The 18683-nt window shown below is 64.3% G+C and carries 19 protein-coding genes and 1 tRNA gene; 15 read left to right on the top strand and 5 right to left on the bottom strand.

The features are described 5' to 3' along the window. Positions 1-66 precede the first annotated feature (66 nt). Positions 67-2271: a hypothetical protein gene (locus HSEST_RS13325; protein WP_229121448.1), complete on the bottom strand. Its 2205-nt coding sequence runs from the start codon at positions 2269-2271 to the stop codon at positions 67-69. Positions 2272-2405: 134 nt separating this feature from the next. Here HSEST_RS13325 and HSEST_RS13320 point away from each other — a divergent pair, with 134 nt between their 5' ends. The 5 genes from HSEST_RS13320 (at position 2406) to HSEST_RS13300 (ending at position 7000) form a co-directional block, all read left to right on the top strand. Next, positions 2406-2780 carry a response regulator transcription factor gene (locus HSEST_RS13320; protein ID WP_229121447.1) on the top strand — a complete coding sequence of 125 codons (375 nt, stop codon included), beginning with the start codon at positions 2406-2408 and terminating at the stop codon, positions 2778-2780. 3 nt (positions 2781-2783) lie between these two features. Beyond that, positions 2784-3917 carry a HEAT repeat domain-containing protein gene (locus tag HSEST_RS13315; protein ID WP_229121446.1) on the top strand — a complete coding sequence of 378 codons (1134 nt, stop codon included), beginning with the start codon at positions 2784-2786 and terminating at the stop codon, positions 3915-3917. A gap of 1 nt (position 3918) precedes the next feature. Next, positions 3919-5346: a glycosyltransferase family 2 protein gene (locus HSEST_RS13310; RefSeq protein WP_229121445.1), complete on the top strand. Its 1428-nt coding sequence runs from the start codon at positions 3919-3921 to the stop codon at positions 5344-5346. Positions 5347-5370: 24 nt separating this feature from the next. Then, positions 5371-6519 carry a GAF domain-containing sensor histidine kinase gene (locus tag HSEST_RS13305; protein WP_229121444.1) on the top strand — a complete coding sequence of 383 codons (1149 nt, stop codon included), beginning with the start codon at positions 5371-5373 and terminating at the stop codon, positions 6517-6519. A 106-nt stretch (positions 6520-6625) separates the two neighbouring features. Further along, complete coding sequence (locus HSEST_RS13300; RefSeq protein WP_229121443.1) at positions 6626-7000, top strand: iron-sulfur cluster assembly protein; 375 nt, start codon at positions 6626-6628, stop codon at positions 6998-7000. Here the strand turns inward: HSEST_RS13300 and HSEST_RS13295 are convergent. Further along, positions 6997-7440 carry a low molecular weight phosphatase family protein gene (locus tag HSEST_RS13295; protein WP_229121442.1) on the bottom strand — a complete coding sequence of 148 codons (444 nt, stop codon included), beginning with the start codon at positions 7438-7440 and terminating at the stop codon, positions 6997-6999. The genes HSEST_RS13300 and HSEST_RS13295 overlap by 4 nt on opposite strands. 314 nt (positions 7441-7754) lie before the next feature. On the opposite strand from HSEST_RS13295, the gene HSEST_RS13290 reads away from it, so the two are divergent. Continuing rightward, a complete protein-coding gene (locus tag HSEST_RS13290) occupies positions 7755-8600 on the top strand; it encodes a homing endonuclease associated repeat-containing protein (RefSeq protein ID WP_229121441.1) in 846 nt (281 codons plus the stop codon). A gap of 26 nt (positions 8601-8626) precedes the next feature. Beyond that, a tRNA-Gln gene (locus HSEST_RS13285) sits at positions 8627-8699 on the top strand. A gap of 95 nt (positions 8700-8794) precedes the next feature. Here HSEST_RS13285 and HSEST_RS13280 read toward each other — a convergent pair. Further along, on the bottom strand, positions 8795-9214 hold the full coding sequence (locus HSEST_RS13280; RefSeq protein WP_418886556.1) for a GIY-YIG nuclease family protein: 420 nt from the start codon (positions 9212-9214) through the stop codon (positions 8795-8797). 150 nt (positions 9215-9364) lie between these two features. On the opposite strand from HSEST_RS13280, the gene HSEST_RS13275 reads away from it, so the two are divergent. The 4 genes from HSEST_RS13275 (at position 9365) to HSEST_RS13260 (ending at position 12291) form a co-directional block, all read left to right on the top strand. Beyond that, positions 9365-9598, top strand: coding sequence for a FeoA family protein (locus tag HSEST_RS13275; protein WP_229121439.1), 234 nt, complete (start codon positions 9365-9367; stop codon positions 9596-9598). Next, entirely contained in the window at positions 9595-11475 is a 1881-nt protein-coding gene (gene feoB / locus HSEST_RS13270) for a ferrous iron transport protein B (RefSeq protein WP_229121438.1), read from the top strand. Before HSEST_RS13275 ends, feoB begins: the two co-directional genes overlap by 4 nt. Then, entirely contained in the window at positions 11472-11633 is a 162-nt protein-coding gene (locus HSEST_RS13265) for a hypothetical protein (protein WP_229121437.1), read from the top strand. Before feoB ends, HSEST_RS13265 begins: the two co-directional genes overlap by 4 nt. A gap of 70 nt (positions 11634-11703) precedes the next feature. Continuing rightward, positions 11704-12291 carry a rhomboid family intramembrane serine protease gene (locus tag HSEST_RS13260; protein WP_229121436.1) on the top strand — a complete coding sequence of 196 codons (588 nt, stop codon included), beginning with the start codon at positions 11704-11706 and terminating at the stop codon, positions 12289-12291. 120 nt (positions 12292-12411) lie between these two features. On the opposite strand, the gene HSEST_RS13255 is transcribed toward HSEST_RS13260, so the two are convergent. Next, positions 12412-13164 carry a ribonuclease H-like domain-containing protein gene (locus HSEST_RS13255; RefSeq protein ID WP_229121435.1) on the bottom strand — a complete coding sequence of 251 codons (753 nt, stop codon included), beginning with the start codon at positions 13162-13164 and terminating at the stop codon, positions 12412-12414. Positions 13165-13246: 82 nt separating this feature from the next. Here HSEST_RS13255 and HSEST_RS13250 point away from each other — a divergent pair, with 82 nt between their 5' ends. Further along, on the top strand, positions 13247-13612 hold the full coding sequence (locus tag HSEST_RS13250) for a universal stress protein (RefSeq protein WP_229121434.1): 366 nt from the start codon (positions 13247-13249) through the stop codon (positions 13610-13612). 38 nt (positions 13613-13650) lie between these two features. Beyond that, the gene (locus HSEST_RS13245; protein WP_229121433.1) at positions 13651-15165 is read left to right on the top strand and encodes a hypothetical protein; all 1515 of its coding nucleotides are present in this window, start codon (positions 13651-13653) and stop codon (positions 15163-15165) included. Between the two features lie 181 nt (positions 15166-15346). Here the strand turns inward: HSEST_RS13245 and HSEST_RS13240 are convergent, their stop codons facing one another. Continuing rightward, positions 15347-15832 carry an Lrp/AsnC family transcriptional regulator gene (locus HSEST_RS13240; RefSeq protein WP_229121432.1) on the bottom strand — a complete coding sequence of 162 codons (486 nt, stop codon included), beginning with the start codon at positions 15830-15832 and terminating at the stop codon, positions 15347-15349. A gap of 223 nt (positions 15833-16055) precedes the next feature. Here HSEST_RS13240 and HSEST_RS13235 point away from each other — a divergent pair, with 223 nt between their 5' ends. Together HSEST_RS13235 and HSEST_RS13230 are read left to right on the top strand one after the other, a co-directional pair. After that, positions 16056-16505: an NAD-binding protein gene (locus HSEST_RS13235; protein WP_229121431.1), complete on the top strand. Its 450-nt coding sequence runs from the start codon at positions 16056-16058 to the stop codon at positions 16503-16505. Next, the gene (locus HSEST_RS13230) at positions 16502-18679 is read left to right on the top strand and encodes an amino acid permease (RefSeq protein ID WP_229121430.1); all 2178 of its coding nucleotides are present in this window, start codon (positions 16502-16504) and stop codon (positions 18677-18679) included. Before HSEST_RS13235 ends, HSEST_RS13230 begins: the two co-directional genes overlap by 4 nt. Positions 18680-18683: the final 4 nt, after the last annotated feature.

Genomic DNA, 18683 nt, shown 5'->3' with positions numbered 1-18683 from the left:
TCTCTCGGTGTTGTTAGGAGGCGAAGGTAGTAATAGACGCGGGGTTTTCGCTTAGTCGGACTGCCGTCAGGACAGATACTCGCGAAGTATCTCGTAGGACTCCTTCAGTCGCTCTTCGTAGGCCGGCCGATCCCACGGTTTCCAGGTATATTCGGCCGTTTCGACACGAGCGCCGCGTCGGTCAGGGATCTGATGACACAGGTTCGTCGGCCCATCGATGCTGGCCGCCTGTCCGTTCCCGTCGGGAACGAACGTCATCGCACTGATTTCCAATCCATCGAATGCGGTTTTCTGCAGTCCGTCGTCCCACTCGGTCGCGATGCGTTGCTTGCTGGATGGATCGGCGACGTTCAGCAGGATCCACGGGAGTCGCATCTCGATAGCGTTCCCGTCGGTGTCGACGTGGACATCAGTCAGCGAGTCGTAGTCCTCCGCGTTCGGATTGCCGTTGCCGTAGCGCAACCGTCCGGTCTCGACCGCATCGAACGGGACCCGCTTCCCGTTTGCCGGGACGGTGTACCCTCGGTTGACCGTCTCTCGAACCGGCACGAACCCGGCAGAGCCGTCCCGATAGGCGTCGACCGACAGATCCGCTATTCGTCCGAACTCCCTGGCGAACGCGTCGTATCTCGAATCTACGAGGAGCCGCGAGGCGTCCGAGCCGGCGAGTCGAGCCACGAAATCCGCCGTCGTTTCCGCCCCCGTGTCGAACGGGAGCGTCGTCTCCCGCCCGGTCACACCCACAGCGACGAGTGCGTTCATCCGCGTCCAGTCGATCGGTTCCGGCAACTCCTGGAACTGCAGTCGGACGTTGAGGCCTTCGAGGTCGTGTGTCACCTGCAGACGCGACAGTGTTCGATCCGGCCGTGCCGTCGTCGATTCGGCTGGCTCGACCGTCATCGCGTCAGTCCAGTCGCTCGCTGAGCCGTCGAGCGAGACGCCGTCGACCGGATCGAATCCCAGGAGACCGAACCGCTGTTCCGGCGTCTCGACGTTCGACCAGAACGGACGCCGCCCGGGCACCGAACGCTCGGCGAGGTTCCAGGTTCGCTTGAACCACTCGTTTTGCCAGGAGAACAGCACACCGCCCGCGGTATCAGCGTGGGCGATGTCTTCGAACATCGCGACGGCGATTTCGCCCTGCTGGGTCTCGGTGAGTCGTCCCTGATCGCGTCCGTGCACGTTTCGGTGGGCGATCCCGCGGGAACTCGGGACGCCGAACTCGGCGATCAACACCGGGTGGTCGGTGTGGGTCGTGATGTCGTCGAGGTAGCCCGCGTAATTGTTCGGCTCGCCGCGGTGGTCGATGTACTCGACGTACTTCGGCGTCTCGTTCAACAGATCTGGATAGTAGGGATAGACGTGATACGACGCGAAGGTACCGGCGGCGAACGCGTCGGTCGGGCCGATACGGTCGGGGTCGACGCTGACCCGATCCTCGGAGTCGAACGGTTCGTAGGGGTGTTCCAGAGGGTCTGTCGTCACCCAGTTGACGAACGAGACGGGCCGCTGGATCCCGTACTGTTCCAGTTGGTGTGTGACGACGCGATCCAGCCGTCCGGCCAACCATCGCTCGAAGGGGCGTCCGTCCCGAGTCTGCAAGTACCGGCCGCTGTACTCGCCGTGCTCGCCGCTGTCGTTCGTCTCGGCGACTACGTCCGGTGGCCACTCGATCCCGAACAGGAACCCGAGGACGGCGTCGCTCACGTCGGCGTCGTAGGTGCCAGCGGCGTGTCCGGGCCGCTCCGGCAGGGTCGTCCGCCCGTGAACGGCGTCTACGGTCCGTCCGAGTTCCCGATCGACCGACTCCGAAAGAGCGGTCGCGTCGCCCGCCTCGAGGAGATCAGCCGTCGGGACCCATGTCCCCTGGAGTAACAGGAGCGGCTCCGTGGCCTCGCGGTTGTACGCCGCAAGCGCCCGATAGAAGGCCGGTGGGTGGATCGTGTAGACCCGGACGACGTTCGCGATCTCGCCGATATCTGCCAGCCAGCGGTCGTATTCCGCCCGGGTTATTGCCGCTTCACCCGGAAAGCGTCCCGGCTTTGCCATTCCGAGGTTGATCCCTCGCACGGACAACGACTGATACGTATCCCCACGCAGTTTTTCGAATCCGTCGTCGCCGACCCGGAATCGCGGCTTGTCCGGCTGCTCTGACTGGTCCGGCCGCTCGGTATCAGTCCGGGTCGACCGTTCGGACTCCGTTCGGTTTTCCGGACTCTGAGATTGGCATCCGGCGATCGTCCCGGTACCTGCAGCCCCGACTGCTGCCATGAATCGTCTCCGGTCCACACGTCTGTATTCCGTCGAGATACAATGAGACTGTCGGCGCTGTCTCGCGTGCTCGCTACCCACTTTCGTCGCAGGGATAACCACACTTTTGCACGGTCGATGCCAATAGAGCGGCAATGACGTCAGTACTCGTCGTCGACGACGACGAAACGATCAGACAGCTGGTCACCCACCGGCTCGAAGCCTCCGGTTACGAGGTTCGGGCCTGTGAGGACGGCCGCGAGGCCGCGGACCTGCTCGACGGTGAGTACGAACCCGATCTAGTCGTGTTGGACGTAATGATGCCGCGCCTCAACGGCACTCGACTCGCACGGATGGTCCGGAATGGAGAGTTGGCGGTCCGGTCGGACCTGCCGATCGTCATGCTCACCTCACGCGGGCGCGAGGAGCACGTCCTCGAAGGGTTCGAGGCCGGCGTCGACGACTACATATCGAAACCGTTTCGCAGCTCCGAGTTACTGGCCCGGATCAAACGTCACATCGGTGCGTGACTGATGATTGGGCTCGTCCTGGCCGTGACAGCGTTTGGGTATTCCGTTCCTCAAACCGTTGTGCTCGTGTTCGTCGCACTCGTCGTCGGTCTCCTGCTCGCGGTGCAGTTTTATCTCACGATCGGACTGTCGGTCTATCGCTCGGTGAAGCAAACGCGTCGCGACCGAGTCGAGTCGGAACTGCGTGGTGAACTTCTCGACCGGCTGTTCGCCGAGGACCCGGACTGGGAGGCGTGGGTCAGTGACCTCTCGTCCGTCGAGCGAGATGTCGTCGAGTCGCTTCTGGACGAACACCTCCGAGAACTCGACGGCACTGAAGCCGAGACGCTTCGAGGGCTGGGGGACGCACTCGAAATTCCCGAACGTGCGGGTCGGCGACTCGAAGCCGGCGACGAGTACGAGCGCTTGCACGCGCTCACGTGGCTGACGCTGCTACGTCGCCCGGGACCGTACCTCGAATCGTCGTTCGAACCCCGGACGCCACGCGAGCGCGCGTCGGTGGTGACGCTGTTGGAGCAGACTGACCGACTCGCGGACGAGGAGACTGGCATCGCGATCCTGCTCGACGGCATCGACGCGCAGTTCACCGTGTTCGGCCAGGACACGCTCTATCGCGTCGCACGCCGAGATCCCGCTCCCCTGCTTCGAACAGCGAGTGAGGCCTACCAGACGTGGCCCGAACCGCTGTTGGGGCAGGTGCTCGCGGTCTGTGCCCAACTGGAAACGAGCGTTCGAGACGGCGAACTGGCGTGGATCGTCGCCGTGCTTGAGACCGGCACAGAGGCCACGCGGGCCGCCGCTGCCGACGCGCTCGCCAGTTTCGGATGGCGAGGGTCGCTCCGCAATCGGGCGTTTCTCGAACGCGCGGTGAACGATCCCTCGCCGCGCGTTCGAAACGCAGTCTACGGGATGCTCGCGTCGTGGGGCGACCGAGCGGCACTCGAGGTGCTCCAGCAGGCGCTGGCCGCGGAGACTGACTCCGGTGCGCTCACGGCCGGCATGACGGCACTGGCGAGACGACAGGACCACTTCGAGACCGACCCCGGGGTGATGCTCGGGGCGGCGTGGGACTGGAGCCTCGAACACGTCGAGTACGACCGTCTCGCACGGCGTGCGGAGACTCAGAAGGTGCGCTAGTATGCACACGCTCGCACATCTCGTCGCGACGGTCGTGTTCGCCTTCGGCGTCTTTGCCGTCAGTCTCTACGCGCTGATCAACGTCGGCTATCTCCTGTTGCACGCGCTGGCGCTGCTCGAACTCCGTGATAGCGTTCGAGAGTCGCGCTGGGACCCACCGTTCCGGAAGTTCGCCAGCCCGTTTTATCCCGGGATCGGTGTCGTCGTCCCGGCGTACAACGAGGCGGAAACGATCGCCGAGAGCGTGCAGTCGATGCTCTCGTTGAACTATCCGGAACTGGAAGTCGTCGTGGTCAACGACGGCTCGACCGACCGCACGCTCGAACAGCTGATCGATACCTTTGATCTCGAATCTGTCGACGCCGAGGTCCCGTTCGAGGTCCCAGCCGAGGAGATTCACGACGTGTATCGATCGACGACCTACGAGGAGCTGCTCGTCGTTGACAAGGAAAACGGCGGCAAAAGCGACGCGCTCAACGCCGGCCTGTGGCTGACCGAGATGCCGCTGTTTTGCGCCGTCGACGCCGATACGATCATCGATCGAGACGCGCTGCTGTCACTGGTCCGGCCGTTCCTGAACGAGCCGACGACGGCCGTCGCGTCCGGTGGCGTGATCCGGGTCGCCAACGCGTCTACGATCGAGGACGGGGTCGTCAAAGAGACCGCGCTACCGAAGACCGGGTTGCCGGGGATTCAGGTGATGGAATACCTACGGGCGTTCTATTCGGGGCGGCTGGGCCTTAATCGCGTCAACGGTCTCATCCTCATCTCCGGCGCGTTCGGACTGTTCCGGACCGATGTCGTCCAAGAGATCGGTGGCTACAGACACGACACGATCACCGAGGACTTCGACATCGTCGTTCGCCTGCATCGCTATCTCAAAGAGCACGACCGGACCTACACCGTCGATTTCGTCCCGGAGCCGGTCGCGTGGACGGAGGTCCCCTCGAAGTTACGAGTACTCAGCAGGCAGCGCCGGCGGTGGTTCCGGGGGATGGTCGAGACAGTTGTCACACACAGGAGAATGCTGTTTAACCCCCGGTACGGCCGGGTCGGGACAGTAATCCTGCCGTTCTTCGTCGCAGCGGAGACGGTCGGCCGGCTCGTCGAGGGCCTCGGCTACGTTCTATTGCCGCTGGCGTGGTATTTCGGACTGTTGGACATCGAGTTCTTCCTTGTGTTCGTCCTGCTGACGACCGGATTCGGCGTCTTCCTGTCGTGGTTCGGCGTGTTCAGCGAGGTCTGGAGTTTCAACCGTTATGACAGTCCCTGGCAGATCCTTCGACTGCTGTGGTACGGCGTACTGGAGAACTTCGGCTACAGACAGTGGCGAGCGTTCATCGCCTGGCGCGGGCTGTTCGAGTATCTCCGTGGTGTCGATACGTGGGGCGCGATGGAGCGAGCCGGCTTCACGACCGAGGACGATTAGTGGGTTCGGCACCGAATAACACGTATGACAGACGCGGAGGTTCGGGACTACTTTCAGGACCTCTATCGATTGGGGAGCGATACGTCCGCATCGCTTGAGGAGAAAATCGAGCAGGCGATTACGATCGGGCGGGACCGCCTTGACGTTGATTACGGTGTTCTCTCCCACACTGGCAGCGGCGACTACGAGGTGATCGGCTCGACGATACAGAGCGGCCAGTACGCCGCCGGCTCGACACACGACCTGGAGACGACGTGGTGTCGACACGTCGTCAGCGACGACGAGACGCTCGTAATTTCCGATGCGGGTGACTCGCCATACAGCGACGACATCGCACGGGACGTGACCGGTCTCCAGTGTTATGTCGGCGCGTCGATCGTGGTCGATGGCGATACCTACGGGACGCTGTGTTTCTCGGGCGACGAGCCACGGCCGTCCGCGTTCGGGGCCGAAGAAAAACAGTTCGTGGAGTTGCTCACCCAGTGGATCGGTCACGAGATCGAACGTGAGCGTCACTATCGCGCGCTTGACGCACAGAACGAGCGGCTCAACGAGTTCGCGGGCGTGCTCGCACACGACCTTCGAAACCCGCTGACTGGGGCCCGGGGATACACGGAACTGGCTGCCGAATCGGTCTCAGGTCCCGAATCGGACTATCTCCAGACGGCGCTTGACTCACTCGACCGGATGGAGACGCTGATCACCGAGACGCTCACGCTGGCCAAAGAGGGCGCGGATGTCGGGGAACGAGAGCCGGTGCAACTGTCCTCGGTCGCCCGGGTGGCGTGGGAGACAGTTTCACCGACGACAGCGACTCTCGAGATCAGCAACGATCGGACCGTCCAGGCCGACAGGTCCCGACTACGTCAGCTGTTCGAGAACCTCTTCCGCAACGTCGAGGAACACTGCGATGCGGGCGTGGTGGTGACAGTCGAGGGAACTCAGGACGGATTTGCCGTCGAAGACACGGGCCCCGGCCTCCCTGAGGAGATTGCCGAGTCGCTGTTCGGCGGTGCGTATGGAAAAGGCCGCCGCGGACTCGGCCTGTTGATCGTCGAACGGGTCGCTTCCGGACACGGCTGGAACGGCAGTGTTGAATCCGACAAGACTAGGACCCGATTTGAATTCTCCGGAGTCGGCGTTGTCACGGACCCGCCGCGCCCGGCAGATTGATACGTGTCTCTACTCCGGTCTCACGGCAATCCCGTGTGCCTTGTGGCTCCTTGTCGACCTCGGCGCTCGCTACAAGGTTGAAACTCTTCGAGCCCGAAGTAGAGCTATGGTCGAACACGAGGCAGTCGTCGAGGCGCTTCGAGGCGTCCACGATCCGGAAATCCCGGTCAACGTCTACGATCTCGGCCTCGTCTACGAGATCGAGATCAACGACGCCACTGTCGATGTCGAGATGACGCTGACGAGTCCGACCTGCCCGATCGCCGGCCAGATGGTCACACAGGCCGAAAACGCCGTCGAGGCGGTCGATGACGTCGAGCAAGCGACCGTCGAACTCGTCTGGGACCCGCCGTGGTCCCCGGGGATGGCTACCGACGAAGGCAAGATGAAACTGCAGTCGATCGGTGTCTCCGTTCCCGACTCGAGTGGCGATTCGGACGGAGACGATGGCTCACAGTCAGCCGAACAAAGCCCGTTCTAGTCCTCAAGCACCCTGTCTTCGAGTTCGTCGAACAGCGCTGTGACACGCCGTTCGATCTCCTCGCGGATAGCGGCGACTTCGGCTGGCGGTCGACCGTCCGGGTCGTCCAGGTCCCAGTCGCGGCTGTCACCGCTCCAGGTCGCCGGGCAGACGTCCTCTGCCGAACAGCCCATCGTGATGACGTAGTCGCTATCGCTGGTTTCTTCGAAAGTGATCTCTCGGGGCTGGCGATCGGAGAGATCGACGCCGCGCTCGCTCATCGCCTCGATCACTTCCTCGTGGACGTGCTCGGCCGGGCGGGTCCCGCCCGTGACGATCGATACTCTGTCGTCGAGTTCGCGTGTTTCGAGCTCCCGCTCGGCGAACGCGTAGGCCATCTGTGAGCGCCCGGCGTTCTGGACGCAGACGAACGCGACCTGCACTGTGTGTGGTCCTGTCATTGTGGTCTCCGTTTGAGTTGCCGGTGTTCGCGACGTACCTCACCTGTTGGGAGAAGCGACCTATAACCGTTGCTCTGTCCCCTCAATAGCAGTATATGCCACTATTGCGACCTCTGTCCGGCGAACAGCGACGGACCCGCTCGTACCACGCGTCGTCCGTTCGGGGTCTTCGGCTGTCACGTACTCGTCGACGCCGTGTGCGGTGTCGTTGCCGACGGCACACCGACGGCGTTCGCGAGAGCGACCGCGCCTCTGGACGTGCCTGGTCCCGACTCAGCTCTTTATATATATTGGAAGGCGGCACAACCCGTGGCGTGACGACCGAGTCCGAGTGCGTCGACGCGTTGCGAGAGGCTGCCGAGGAGCTGGGCGAGTCACCGACGAAAGCCCAGTACGAGGAGTTGGGGTTGATCCCCGCTTCGGGAACGATCCAGCGCGTGATGGGTGGCTGGAACAACGCCAAAGAAGCGGCGGGGCTGGAGACGTACGCTTCGCACGGTTCTCGTGTACAGTCTAAACCGGACGATGTCGACTTACCGGACGGACTCGTCTGGGAACAACTCACACGGTATCAACGCTGGCACTACAAGAACCGCGAGTGGAACACCGGGCGAACGCTGCGACGCCGTCAGCGGCTTCGCGCCCGGATCCACAAGCGAAAGGACGACAGCGGCGGGTGTACCAAGTGTCCGGAGTCCGACCCGGCCTGTCTTGATTTCCATCACCTATCAAGTGCGGACAAGGAGATGGCCGTCAACAAGATGGTCCCGTACGGATACTCGAAATCCGATATCGAGGCCGAAATGGAAAAATGTGAGATTCTGTGTGCAAATTGCCACGCGAAAGAACACGTTTCAGCGCCAGAGGCGCGCGTGATGGCGGAAGGGGCTCAGACTAGAGTGGAACGGCTCCGGCAGTGGGCTTACGAGTACAAGCGCACGCGTGGCTGTCAGCGTTGCTCGGAGACCGATCCAGTGTGTTTGCAGTTTCATCACGTCTCGGAGAAACACGCGGGTGTCAGCGAGATGATCACCAATGGCGAACCCGAGTCGGACATACGCGCAGAAGTCGAGAAGTGTGTCGTTCTCTGCGCGAACTGCCACCGGAAAGAACACTACGAGCGCCCCGTAGTTACCCCAGAAGAAAGCGACAACATTTAGTAAACCCACGGCGTTCTGTCGAATGCAGTCCTGTGGTGTAGTGGCCAATCATGTAGCCTTCTGGGGGCTACGACGGAGGTTCGAATCCTCCCAGGACTACTTCTCTGGCGGCTAATTCGAGAGTAGCGACGCGATCCCTCGCAACGATTTCCGGCGAACGAAAGCCGTCTTAGGTCTCGAGTCGTTCTACGAACTCAGTCGTTTCGCGCACTCGCGTGCGCCCGCCGAACTTCGTCCGGAAACGCCTCGTCTCGCCCGCCGTACACCAGATGGCTGTTACAGTCGCAGTCCGACGCGCCGATCCCCTCGACCGGCTCACCGGGTAGACGCTGGCTGACCGCACACTCGGCGTCGGCGTCGGCCGAGCGGACGACTTCGACGATGCGTGTCCCCGAATGACCGAGCAGGTAATCGATATGCCAGTGGCGGGCGTCGTTTTCGCCACTCGCCACTCGCCGGTGGCGATCGATCCGGGAGAACCCACCCGGGCCGAACGCGCTGCCGGTGTAGGCGTAGATCCCGGCCGCCAGTTCGCGCTCGCCGGCCGCCCCGAACGTGATCGTCGCCGCCTCGGGCAGCTCGATCAACAGCGTGTAGGTGCCACTCGTCACAATCTTGCTTGCACTGTCGCACACAAAACCGCACTGCCGCCTGGTTTTGGCTGCCCAAATTCTACACAATTGTAAACATCTGTTTTCAGCACCTGGGAACCGCCGCCCCTTCTTTACCTCTTTGGTTGGCTATCTTCAGTTAGGTGGACCTAAATGACTGAGGTGCTGGCCGACACGGCCCCGGGCGAGTCCGTCTCCCTAGAGCGCGTCCCGGACGACGACGTCCGGGCGCGCCTGCTCAGGCTCGGCTTTCTGGACGGCGCTGTGGAGTGTCGCCACAGGCTCCGGAAGGGACCGATCGTTCTCAGGCGCAACGGCACGGAGATGGCTCTCGGGGCCGATCTGGCCGCCGAGATCGAGATCTCGCATGCGAGGGCCGATAGATGAGCTGTCACGAGACCGGCGACTGTGACGTCGACGCCGACGAGACGATCGCACTGGTCGGCTGCCCGAACGTCGGCAAGAGCGTCGTCTTCGGCGAACTCGCCGAGCAGTACGTCGACGTCTCGAACTACCCGGGGACGACCGTCGACACGACCGAGGCCGCGTTCGGCGACGCCAAACTGACCGATACTCCCGGCGTCTACGGGATCTCCAGCTTCGACGAGGAAGAGCGCGTCACCCGCGAGATCGTTCTCGAAGCCGACGCGGTCGTCAACGTCGTCGACGCGACCCAGCTGGATCGGGACCTGTTCCTGACGCTGCAGTTGCTCGATATGGGGATCCCGACGGTCGTCGCGCTGAACATGATGGACGAGGCCGAGGCCGACGGGGTCGACATCGACGCCGACGCACTGGAAGCGGAGCTCGGCGTCCCGGTCGTCCCCACGGTAGCGGTCGACGGCGAGGGGATCGACGAACTCCGCGAGCGCGTTCCCGAGGCCACTGCGCCGGCGTCGACGCCCGTCGAGCGGTGGTTCGACGAGCTCCCCGACGACGTCGGGGCCTCTCGCGCCGAAAAGACGCTCATCGTCGAGGGTGACGAGCCGACCGCCGAGCGGGTCTCGTCCGGCGCGATCGTCGCCGACGGCGGCGTCCCGGCGCTCACGGAGATCGGCCAGCGCGAGGACGTCTACGGACATCGACGCCGTCGTGTCGAGGACGTTGTCGGCGGTGTGCTCTCCCGGGAGGAGCGCGATTCGTCCTGGGCCGAGCGGTTCAGCGACCTCATGCTCGATCCCCTGACCGGGACCCCGATCGCGCTCGCGATGCTTGGTGCGATCTTCTACTTCATCGGGGTCGTCGTCGCCCAGAAGGTCGTCGACTTCCTCGAGATTACAGTCTTCGGCGAGTATTACAATCCGATCGTCGAGGGCGCCGTTGAGGGGATTCTCCCTGCTGCCTCCTGGGCCGAGCCGATCGAGTTCATGCTGATCAACGGCAACCTCGGCCTGCTGACGATCACCGTCCAGTACATCGTCGGCGTTCTGCTGCCGCTGGTCATCGCGTTCTACTTCGTGATCGGCATCCTCGAGGACTCGGGGATGCTCCCCCGGCTGGCCGTGCTGACCGACCGCGGACTCAACCGGATCGGGCTGAACGGCCGGGCGATCGTCCCGATGATCGTCGGCGTCGGCTGTGTGACGATGGCCGTCATCACGACCCGAATGGTCGGTGACCGCCGCGAGCGCCTCATCTCGACGGCGCTGCTCGGGCTCGCGGTTCCCTGTTCGGCCCAGCTCGGGGTCATCATGGGACTGCTCGCCGGGCTGGGGCTGATCTGGTGGTTCGGCTACCTCGGCGTCTTGCTTCTCGTGCTCGGGGTCGCTGGACTCTTCCTCGATCGGACGCTCCCCGGCGAGCAGACGCCGCTCGTGACTGAACTCCCTCGGATGCGCGTGCCCCGACCCCGGAACATCCTCCGGAAGACCTACAACCGGACGAAGATGTTCCTCCGGGAGGCGATCCCGCTGTTCGCGGTCGCAGCGGTCGCTATCTCGGCGCTCGAGTACGTCGGTGGATTCGCCGTGATCCAGCGTGTGCTGTCGCCGGTTACGGCGCTAGTCGGACTTCCGCAGGAGTTCGCTCGCGTCCTCTTGCTGGGGCTGGTCCGGCGTGACTTCGCCGCGGCCGGGATGACGGATATGGCGTTCACCACTGCCGAGACCTTTATCGGTCTGGTCGTCATCACGCTGTTCGTCCCGTGTATCCTCTCGATGGTGATGATCCTCAAGGAACGGGACGCAAAGAGCGCGCTCCTGATGTGGGTCGGCTCCTGGGTCGTCGCCTTTGGCGTCGGTGGCCTGCTGGCGGTGATCCTATGATCTGTCCGAGTTGCGACTTCGACTTCGATCCCGCCCGCGGGCTGCAGTGTCCGCGCTGTGGCGAGGCCATCGACTGCAGCGAGATCGGCTGTGCGAACTGCGACGCCTGCAACGACGTCTTCCAGCAGGTCACTCGACGGATCCGGTCCGGCGACTGAGCCGCTGGCGATCCGTTCGCGCCAGTCCCCCGACCGTCCCATTTTTTCCGGTCGACCCCGTTCGGTCGGTATGGACGAACCGTCGAGCCCGACCCTGACGCTTGCCGCTCTCGCCGTCGTCGTCGGCGTCGTCCAGGTGCTGTTGGCACTGGTCGGGGTCGATCCGTGGTATTTCGCGCTCGCCTGGCCGCTGGCCGACCGTCCCTGGACGCTGGTGACGAGCATTTTCGCCCACGGGAGCCTCGGGCATCTCCTCTCGAACTTGCTTGGGCTCGTGGTCGTCGGCATCTTCCTCGAACGCCGCACGTCCCCGGCCCGCTTCTACGCGTTCTTTCTCGCCGCTGGGGTCGTCGCCGGCGTCGTGCAGGTCGCCGTCACGGCGCTCGTCTTCGGGCAGGGGACCGCGGTCCTGGGTGCCAGTGGCGCGGTCTTCGCACTATTGGGATACGTCCTGGCCGGCAACCGCCTGACCGAACGGATCGCCGCCGGCATCAAGCTCAGTCCGCGCGTGCAACTCGCGGTCGTGCTCGGAGTCGCCGGCACCCTGACGGTCGTCACGGCCAGCGCTGGCGTCGCGCTGATCGCTCACTTCACCGGGCTCTCGCTGGGCCTCGTTGCCGGCCGCGAGCACCTGCTCAGGCCGTCGCCATCACGGTAACCGCCGTACCTGCGGTAGTGTGGAGTGTTTATTATTACAACGCTCGGGATTTCACGGTCTTCAGGCCGTGAAGGAGGTCAACGGCGTTCTCCATGCGAAGGAAGGGGGTCGCTTGCCCCGTCAGATCGTCGTCGTCTCAGGGAGGAGCGACCGTTCGAGGCGCTCGTTGACCCGCTCGGCCAGCGGTTCGAGGTTTCTGACGTCCTCGCGGTTGTACGACACCAGCGTTTCTAGTGCAGATTCGTCGCCGCGTTCGTACTGGTACCACAGCTCTACCGCCTCTTTGCCGGAGATGTCCGGCCGGTCCCGCCCGATCCCGATCTCTTGCTCGATGGTTTTCAGGCCGCCCGTCAAATCGAGACGCCGACAGGGGTACAGCAGATCGAGATGGGGCATTCGGGACAGCGAGACGTCGAAGTTCGTCTCCAGGAAGGGGACGTCGAACCGTTTGCCGTTAAACGTCACCAGCAGATCGGCGTCGGCGAACAGTTCCCGCAGCGTGTCGTCGGACAGATCCCGGCCCTGGACGAGTGTCTCCGTGCGGCCGTCGAGGTGGGCACTGACCGTCGTCACCTCGTTGCGGTCGGCGTCCAGGCCGGTCGTTTCGATGTCGAAAAACAGCGCGCCGTCACGGAAGGTCTCGAACAGCCGCCACTGCTCGGCGCTGGGGAACTCCCGGGCGAAAAACGACGAATCGCCCTCCTCGAGGCGGTCGTATGCTCGGTCGATAAACGACTGGATCCGCTCGGCGGTCGTCGGGCCGACGGCGTCGGGATCGAACTCGTCCCAGTGGGTGATCCCGCGCTCCCAGAGCCGTCGCTCGGTGGTCTCGCCGACGCCCTCGACCGGAATGAAGCTGTTTTCGACGCGCACACCTCTCCTGGGTCGTGGGGAAACGTAAATCTCGCGTTCGCCGTGGCGGTACCGACTTGTTCCTGGCCCTCTTTCCTCCGATGTGACAACTTACCTGCTTTCGAGTGCGTCCGTCCACACCAGCGCGGCGGCCTGCGACTATCTCGCTGATCGCCTCGACGCCGACGATACCGTGATGGTCCTGGGCGCCTCCGAACCGGACGCGCCCGAGCGGGACGTCGGCGACGCGATCAACGTCGCCCGCGCTCGCCTCGCACCGGCGACCGTCTGGACCGAACGCCGCGAAGGCGACCCGATCGAGGCGATTCTCGATCTCGCCTCGGAGATCGACGCCGACGAACTCCTCGTCGGCCGGCGTCGCGGCGACCACGAAGCTGACGGACTCGGCAGCACTGCGGCCGCCGTCGCGGGCGAGGCGACGCGTCCGGTGGTCGTCGTCCCGACGTAGCCGAACCTTTCAACACGTGGGACGCGTAATCGGGGGGTATGTCGGCATCCGAACTCGCGGCCGCTGTCAGGGAGTCGCTCGCGGTCGACGCCGAGGAGTTCCAGGCTCAGGCGGTCGAGGAGGCCGAACGCCTCAAAGCCGAAGTCCGGGACGGTACCTTCGACAACAGCGAGACGATCGTCGGCCTCGAGCTGGAGCTGTACGCCGTCGACGACCGGACCGACGCGCTCCAGCGCGTGTCCCGTCCGCTGCTCGAACGGATCGGCTTCGAGAAGGAACTCGGCCTGCACAACGCCGAGATGCAGACCAGCCCGCAGCCGCTCAACTCCTACGGACTCGCGGCCCAGGAGCAGGAACTGCAGGCCAATCTCGTCCCCGCCCAGGAACGCACCCGCGCGGACGACATCCAGCTGGTCAGCGACGGGATGTGGACCGTCCCGCCGAACGGCGAGACCGCCCGCTCGTATCTCTGTGACTCGGTCGAGGCCGACGGCGTCCGCATCGGGACGAACATGTCCGATTCCGTCCGCTATCACGCGATGGCCAACACCGATTACCCCTCGGGGCTGCGCCTGGACGCGCCGAACGTCACGCTGGACGCCGAGACGGTCATGCCCGAGAGTCTGATTACCTCGATCCAGCCACACGTGCAGGTGCCTCACGCGCCGGACCTGCCGGAGTATTTCCGGTACGCGCTTCGGATCGCCGGCCCGCTGCTCGCACTCGGGGTCAACTCGCCGTTTTTCCCGCCGGACCTGTACGACGACGTGCCCGACGCGACGATCCTGGACGACGCCTGGATGGAACATCGCATCTCGGTGTTCGAATCGGTCCTCAACGCCGTCGACGACTCGGCCCCGAAGAAGGTCTGCTTCCCGCCCGACTTCGAGACTGTCGAGGACGCCATCGACGCCATCGTCGCCGACGAGACGATCGTCCCGATGGAGGTCTCTCGCGGGGAGCGCTTCGATGACCAGTTCGCCCACGTCAGGCACAAACACGGTTCGTACTGGCGGTGGGTCCGTCCGGTCTTCGACGGCGCGACCCGCTCGCAGGCCAACGCCCGCATCGAGTTCCGACCGCTGCCAGCCCAGCCGACAATCCGGGATTCCGTCGCGTTCCAGGCCGTTTTCGCCGGCCTGCTGGAGAGTCTGATCCGGCGGGAACATCCGGTGCGGACCCTCGAGTGGGAGCGCGCCGAACAGAACTTCTACAACGCGATGCGGGACGGGCTGGACGCCGAGTTGGTCTGGATCACGGGTGCTGGCGAGACCAGCGACATCGAGGAGATTTACGGCGAACTGTTCGAACACGCCCGGGACGGCCTGGAACTACAGGGACTGTCGACCGAGGCTGCCCGGCAGTACATCCGTCCGCTACGCGAGCGCGTCGACCGGCGGATCACGCCCGCTCGCTGGAAGTTCGGCTACGTCCGCCGGCGCGTACAGGAGGGGGTCCCCCTTGCGGAGGCGATCTGGGGGATGCAGGCCCAGTACATCCGCAAGCAGGAGGAGACGCTCATCGAGGGCGAGTTCACCGAGTGGCTCTCGTAAATCGCCTCGGGTCAAGTGGCTCGAGCGACTTCGTCTCTCGTCATCTGCTCGCGGGCTGCGAGGCGGTTTCACGCCACGGTTTCGCGGCGCGTTGCGCCGCGCAAGGCCCGCTCGCATAGTCCGCGGAACTCCGTTCCGCGCTATCGCCGTTCGCATAGTCCGAGGGATCGCAGATCCCTCGCTATCCGCTCTCGCCGTCGAGATCGTCGTCGAGAAAGCCGTGGTACGAGCAGACGTACTCGTCGCGGATGATCTGCTCGTCGACGATCTCCAGCCCGAGCGCGTCGAGCTCCTCGGCGACCCGGTTGAGATCGTCGTGCGATTTCCCGATCGCGTTGACGTACACGTTGCGCTTTCCGGTCATAATCTCCCGAACGGCCGTGACGCCGTTGACGTCGCGGGCCGCCTTGGCGAGTTCGTCTCGCTCGGTCACCGGTGCCGTACAGATGATCTTCGTGTACAGCGGATATCCGGCCTCGTCGTAATCGATGTCGATGTTGTATCCACGAATGATCCCGCTCTCTTCGAGCTTGTTGAGTCGCGTCCGCACCGTGCTCGGGGACAGATCGAGTTCGGCCGCGATATCGCTGGAAGAGGTATGGCGCGCGTCCCGCTGGAGATAATAGAGGATAGATCGGTCCACAGAGTCCAACTCACCGTCTTTCATTGATTGGCTGCTCTCTACTGGGTGCATAATTATGATGTTTTCGACTCTATCCGGGCTCGATACTACTGTTCGGCTGTGCGTCCCGGTCCACGACCTTTGAGACGTAACACGATATTATCGTCCTTATTTTGACGATCCGTCAATATAGTCGGGGTTTTATGCTGTTCTGTCTGCATAGCTTAGATATGAACGGCAGCCACCGAACGCGGTATCCCTCATAATCATGGAGCCACAACCGAACCGGCCCGCGAGCGCGGAACGTCCACCCGTAGCGTATTATGTCCTCGGAACCGGTCGTTTCGGCGCCGCTATCGCTCACCACCTCGAAGCGGCAGGACACGCTGTCCGACTGATCGACGAGGCCCAGGGTCCCGACGACCGCTCGGGTTTCCGGGCCGATCCCGAAGATGTGGCGGCGCTCGGGGCCGCCGGTGTCGCGGACGCCTCGACGGTCATCGTGGCCACGGACGAGGACAGCCGGAACATGCTCATCGCCCAGAAAGTGCGCACGCACTTCGACGTGCCGCGGGTCCTCGTGCTGGTCCACGATCCCGATCGGTGTGACCTCTTCGAGGACATCGCTCACGAACCGATCTGTGTGTCGACGACGCTATCGAACGCGCTGGTTGACCAGGTGTCGAGCACTCCCACGAGACCGGAGGCAACCGAATGAAGGAACTCGAACGCGACCTCGGACTCCCGTCAGTACTTGCGATCAGTATCGGTGCGATGATCGGCAGCGGCATCTTCATCCTGCCGGCGCTCGCGTTGAAGATCGCCGGACCCGCGGTGATCCTCGCGTATCTCCTCGCGGGCCTGCTCGTGGTTCCCGCTGCCCTCTCGAAGTCGGAGATGGCGACCGCGATGCCGGAGGCCGGCGGGACGTACATCTACATCGAGCGCGGGATGGGGCCGCTGCTCGGGACGATCGCCGGCGTCGGGACGTGGTTCTCGCTGTCATTCAAGGGTGCGCTGGCGCTGGTCGGTGGTGTCCCGTACCTGCTGCTGATTTTCGACCTCCCGCTGAAGCCGGTCGCGCTCGGGCTGGCGACAGTGCTCATTCTGGTCAACCTCCTCGGGGCGAAACAGACCGGCCGGCTCCAGGTCGGGATCGTCGTCGTCATGCTGGCGGCGCTGGGCTGGTTCGCCGCCGGGAGCGCCCCCAGCGTCCAGTCGGCCAACTACGCGAACTTCTTCGCCGACGGCGTCGGCGGCTTGCTGGCCGCGACCGGGCTGGTGTTCGTCTCCTACGCCGGGGTCACGAAGGTCGCCAGCGTCGCCGAGGAGGTCGAAAACCCCGACCGGAACATCCCCGTCGGCATCCTCGGATCGCTCACGTTCACGACGCTTCTGTACGTGGCCATCGTCGCCGTGATGGTCGGGATCACTGATCCCGGGGCCATCGCCGGTTCGCTGACGCCGGTCGCCGTCGCTGCCGAGGCGACGCTCGGACAGGCCGGGGTCGTCGTCGTCATCGTCGCGGCCGTTCTCGCACTGATCTCGACGGCTAACGCCGGCGTGCTCTCCTCATCGCGGTACCCCTTCGCGATGAGCCGCGACAAGCTGGCACCCCCGTCTCTATCCACCGTCAGCGACCGGTTCGGGACGCCAGTCACGTCGATCACGCTCACAGGGGCGGTCATGCTGGTGCTGATCGCGTTCGTTCCGATCCTCGAGATCGCGAAACTCGCCAGCGCCTTCCAGATCATGGTGTTCGCGCTGATCAACGTCGCCGTCGTCGCGTTCCGCCAGGGCAGCGCCGAGTACGAGCCCGCGTTCACCTCGCCGCTGTACCCCTGGATGCAGATCTTCGGCGCCGTCACGGGCGTGCTGCTGTTGACCCAGATGGGGGTGATCGCACTCGCCGGTGCGGCCCTCATCACGCTCGCCAGCATCGTCTGGTACGCGATCTACGTCCGGCCCCGCGTCCGCCGGGAAGGTGTCGCGCGCGATGCGATCCGACGGCGCGTCGGCCGGGACGCGATCGCGGACATCGAATCCGACTCCCTCACGGGGTCACACGACGTGCTCGTCGCGCTGACGAAAGATCTCGGGGCCGAACGCGAGCGCTCGCTCCTCTCGATGGCCGCCGACATCGCCCGTCCGAACGACGGCCGCGTGATCGCCGTCCGCTTCGAGGAGATTCCCGATCAGGCCCCGCTCACTGACGAGGTCACTGTCCAGTCGTCGGCCGATCGCTCCTTCGAGCGGCGGACCAGCGAGTTCGCCGCGGAGTCCGGAGTCACGATCGACGCCGAGGAGATCGTCAGCCACGACACGAAACACGCGATCGTCAACGTCGCCGAGGAGCACGACGTCGAGACGATCCTCGCCGAACACGAACCCCTCCGGCTCCGCTCGCGGCTGTTCGGCGACCCCGTCGATTGGGTCGTCAGGCACGCCCCCTGTGACGTCCTGCTGGTGGACAACCTCGGCTATGACAGTCCTGGACACGTCGTGCTCTCGGGGGACGGCACGCCGTACGGGCCCCGATCTGTCACACTCGCGGAGACGCTCGTGACAGCAAACGACGGGACTCTCTCGCTGTGGTATCCGGCCGGACGCGACAGAACCGACCGCCACGAGGAGACGATCGCCGACCTCGAAGCGGAGCTCTCGGGGATGCTCTCGGTTCCCGTCCGATCCAGGGCCGTCCGCCCCGACGGCGGCCGGGACTCGTCGCCCGACCTGGTCATCCACGACGGGGCCGATCACCGGATCCGCCACGTACTGCTCGACGATAGCCCGCCGACGCCCCCCACGAGTGCGACGACCGTCACCGTCTACCCGCAGGCCACCCGGCGGCCGCCGCTCGGACGGCGGCTCCTCGAACGGTTCGTGTTCTAACTGT

The organism is Halapricum desulfuricans, from assembly GCF_017094465.1.
Taxonomy (GTDB): Archaea; Halobacteriota; Halobacteria; order Halobacteriales; family Haloarculaceae; genus Halapricum.
This window is presented reverse-complemented; position numbering and strand designations above follow the sequence as displayed.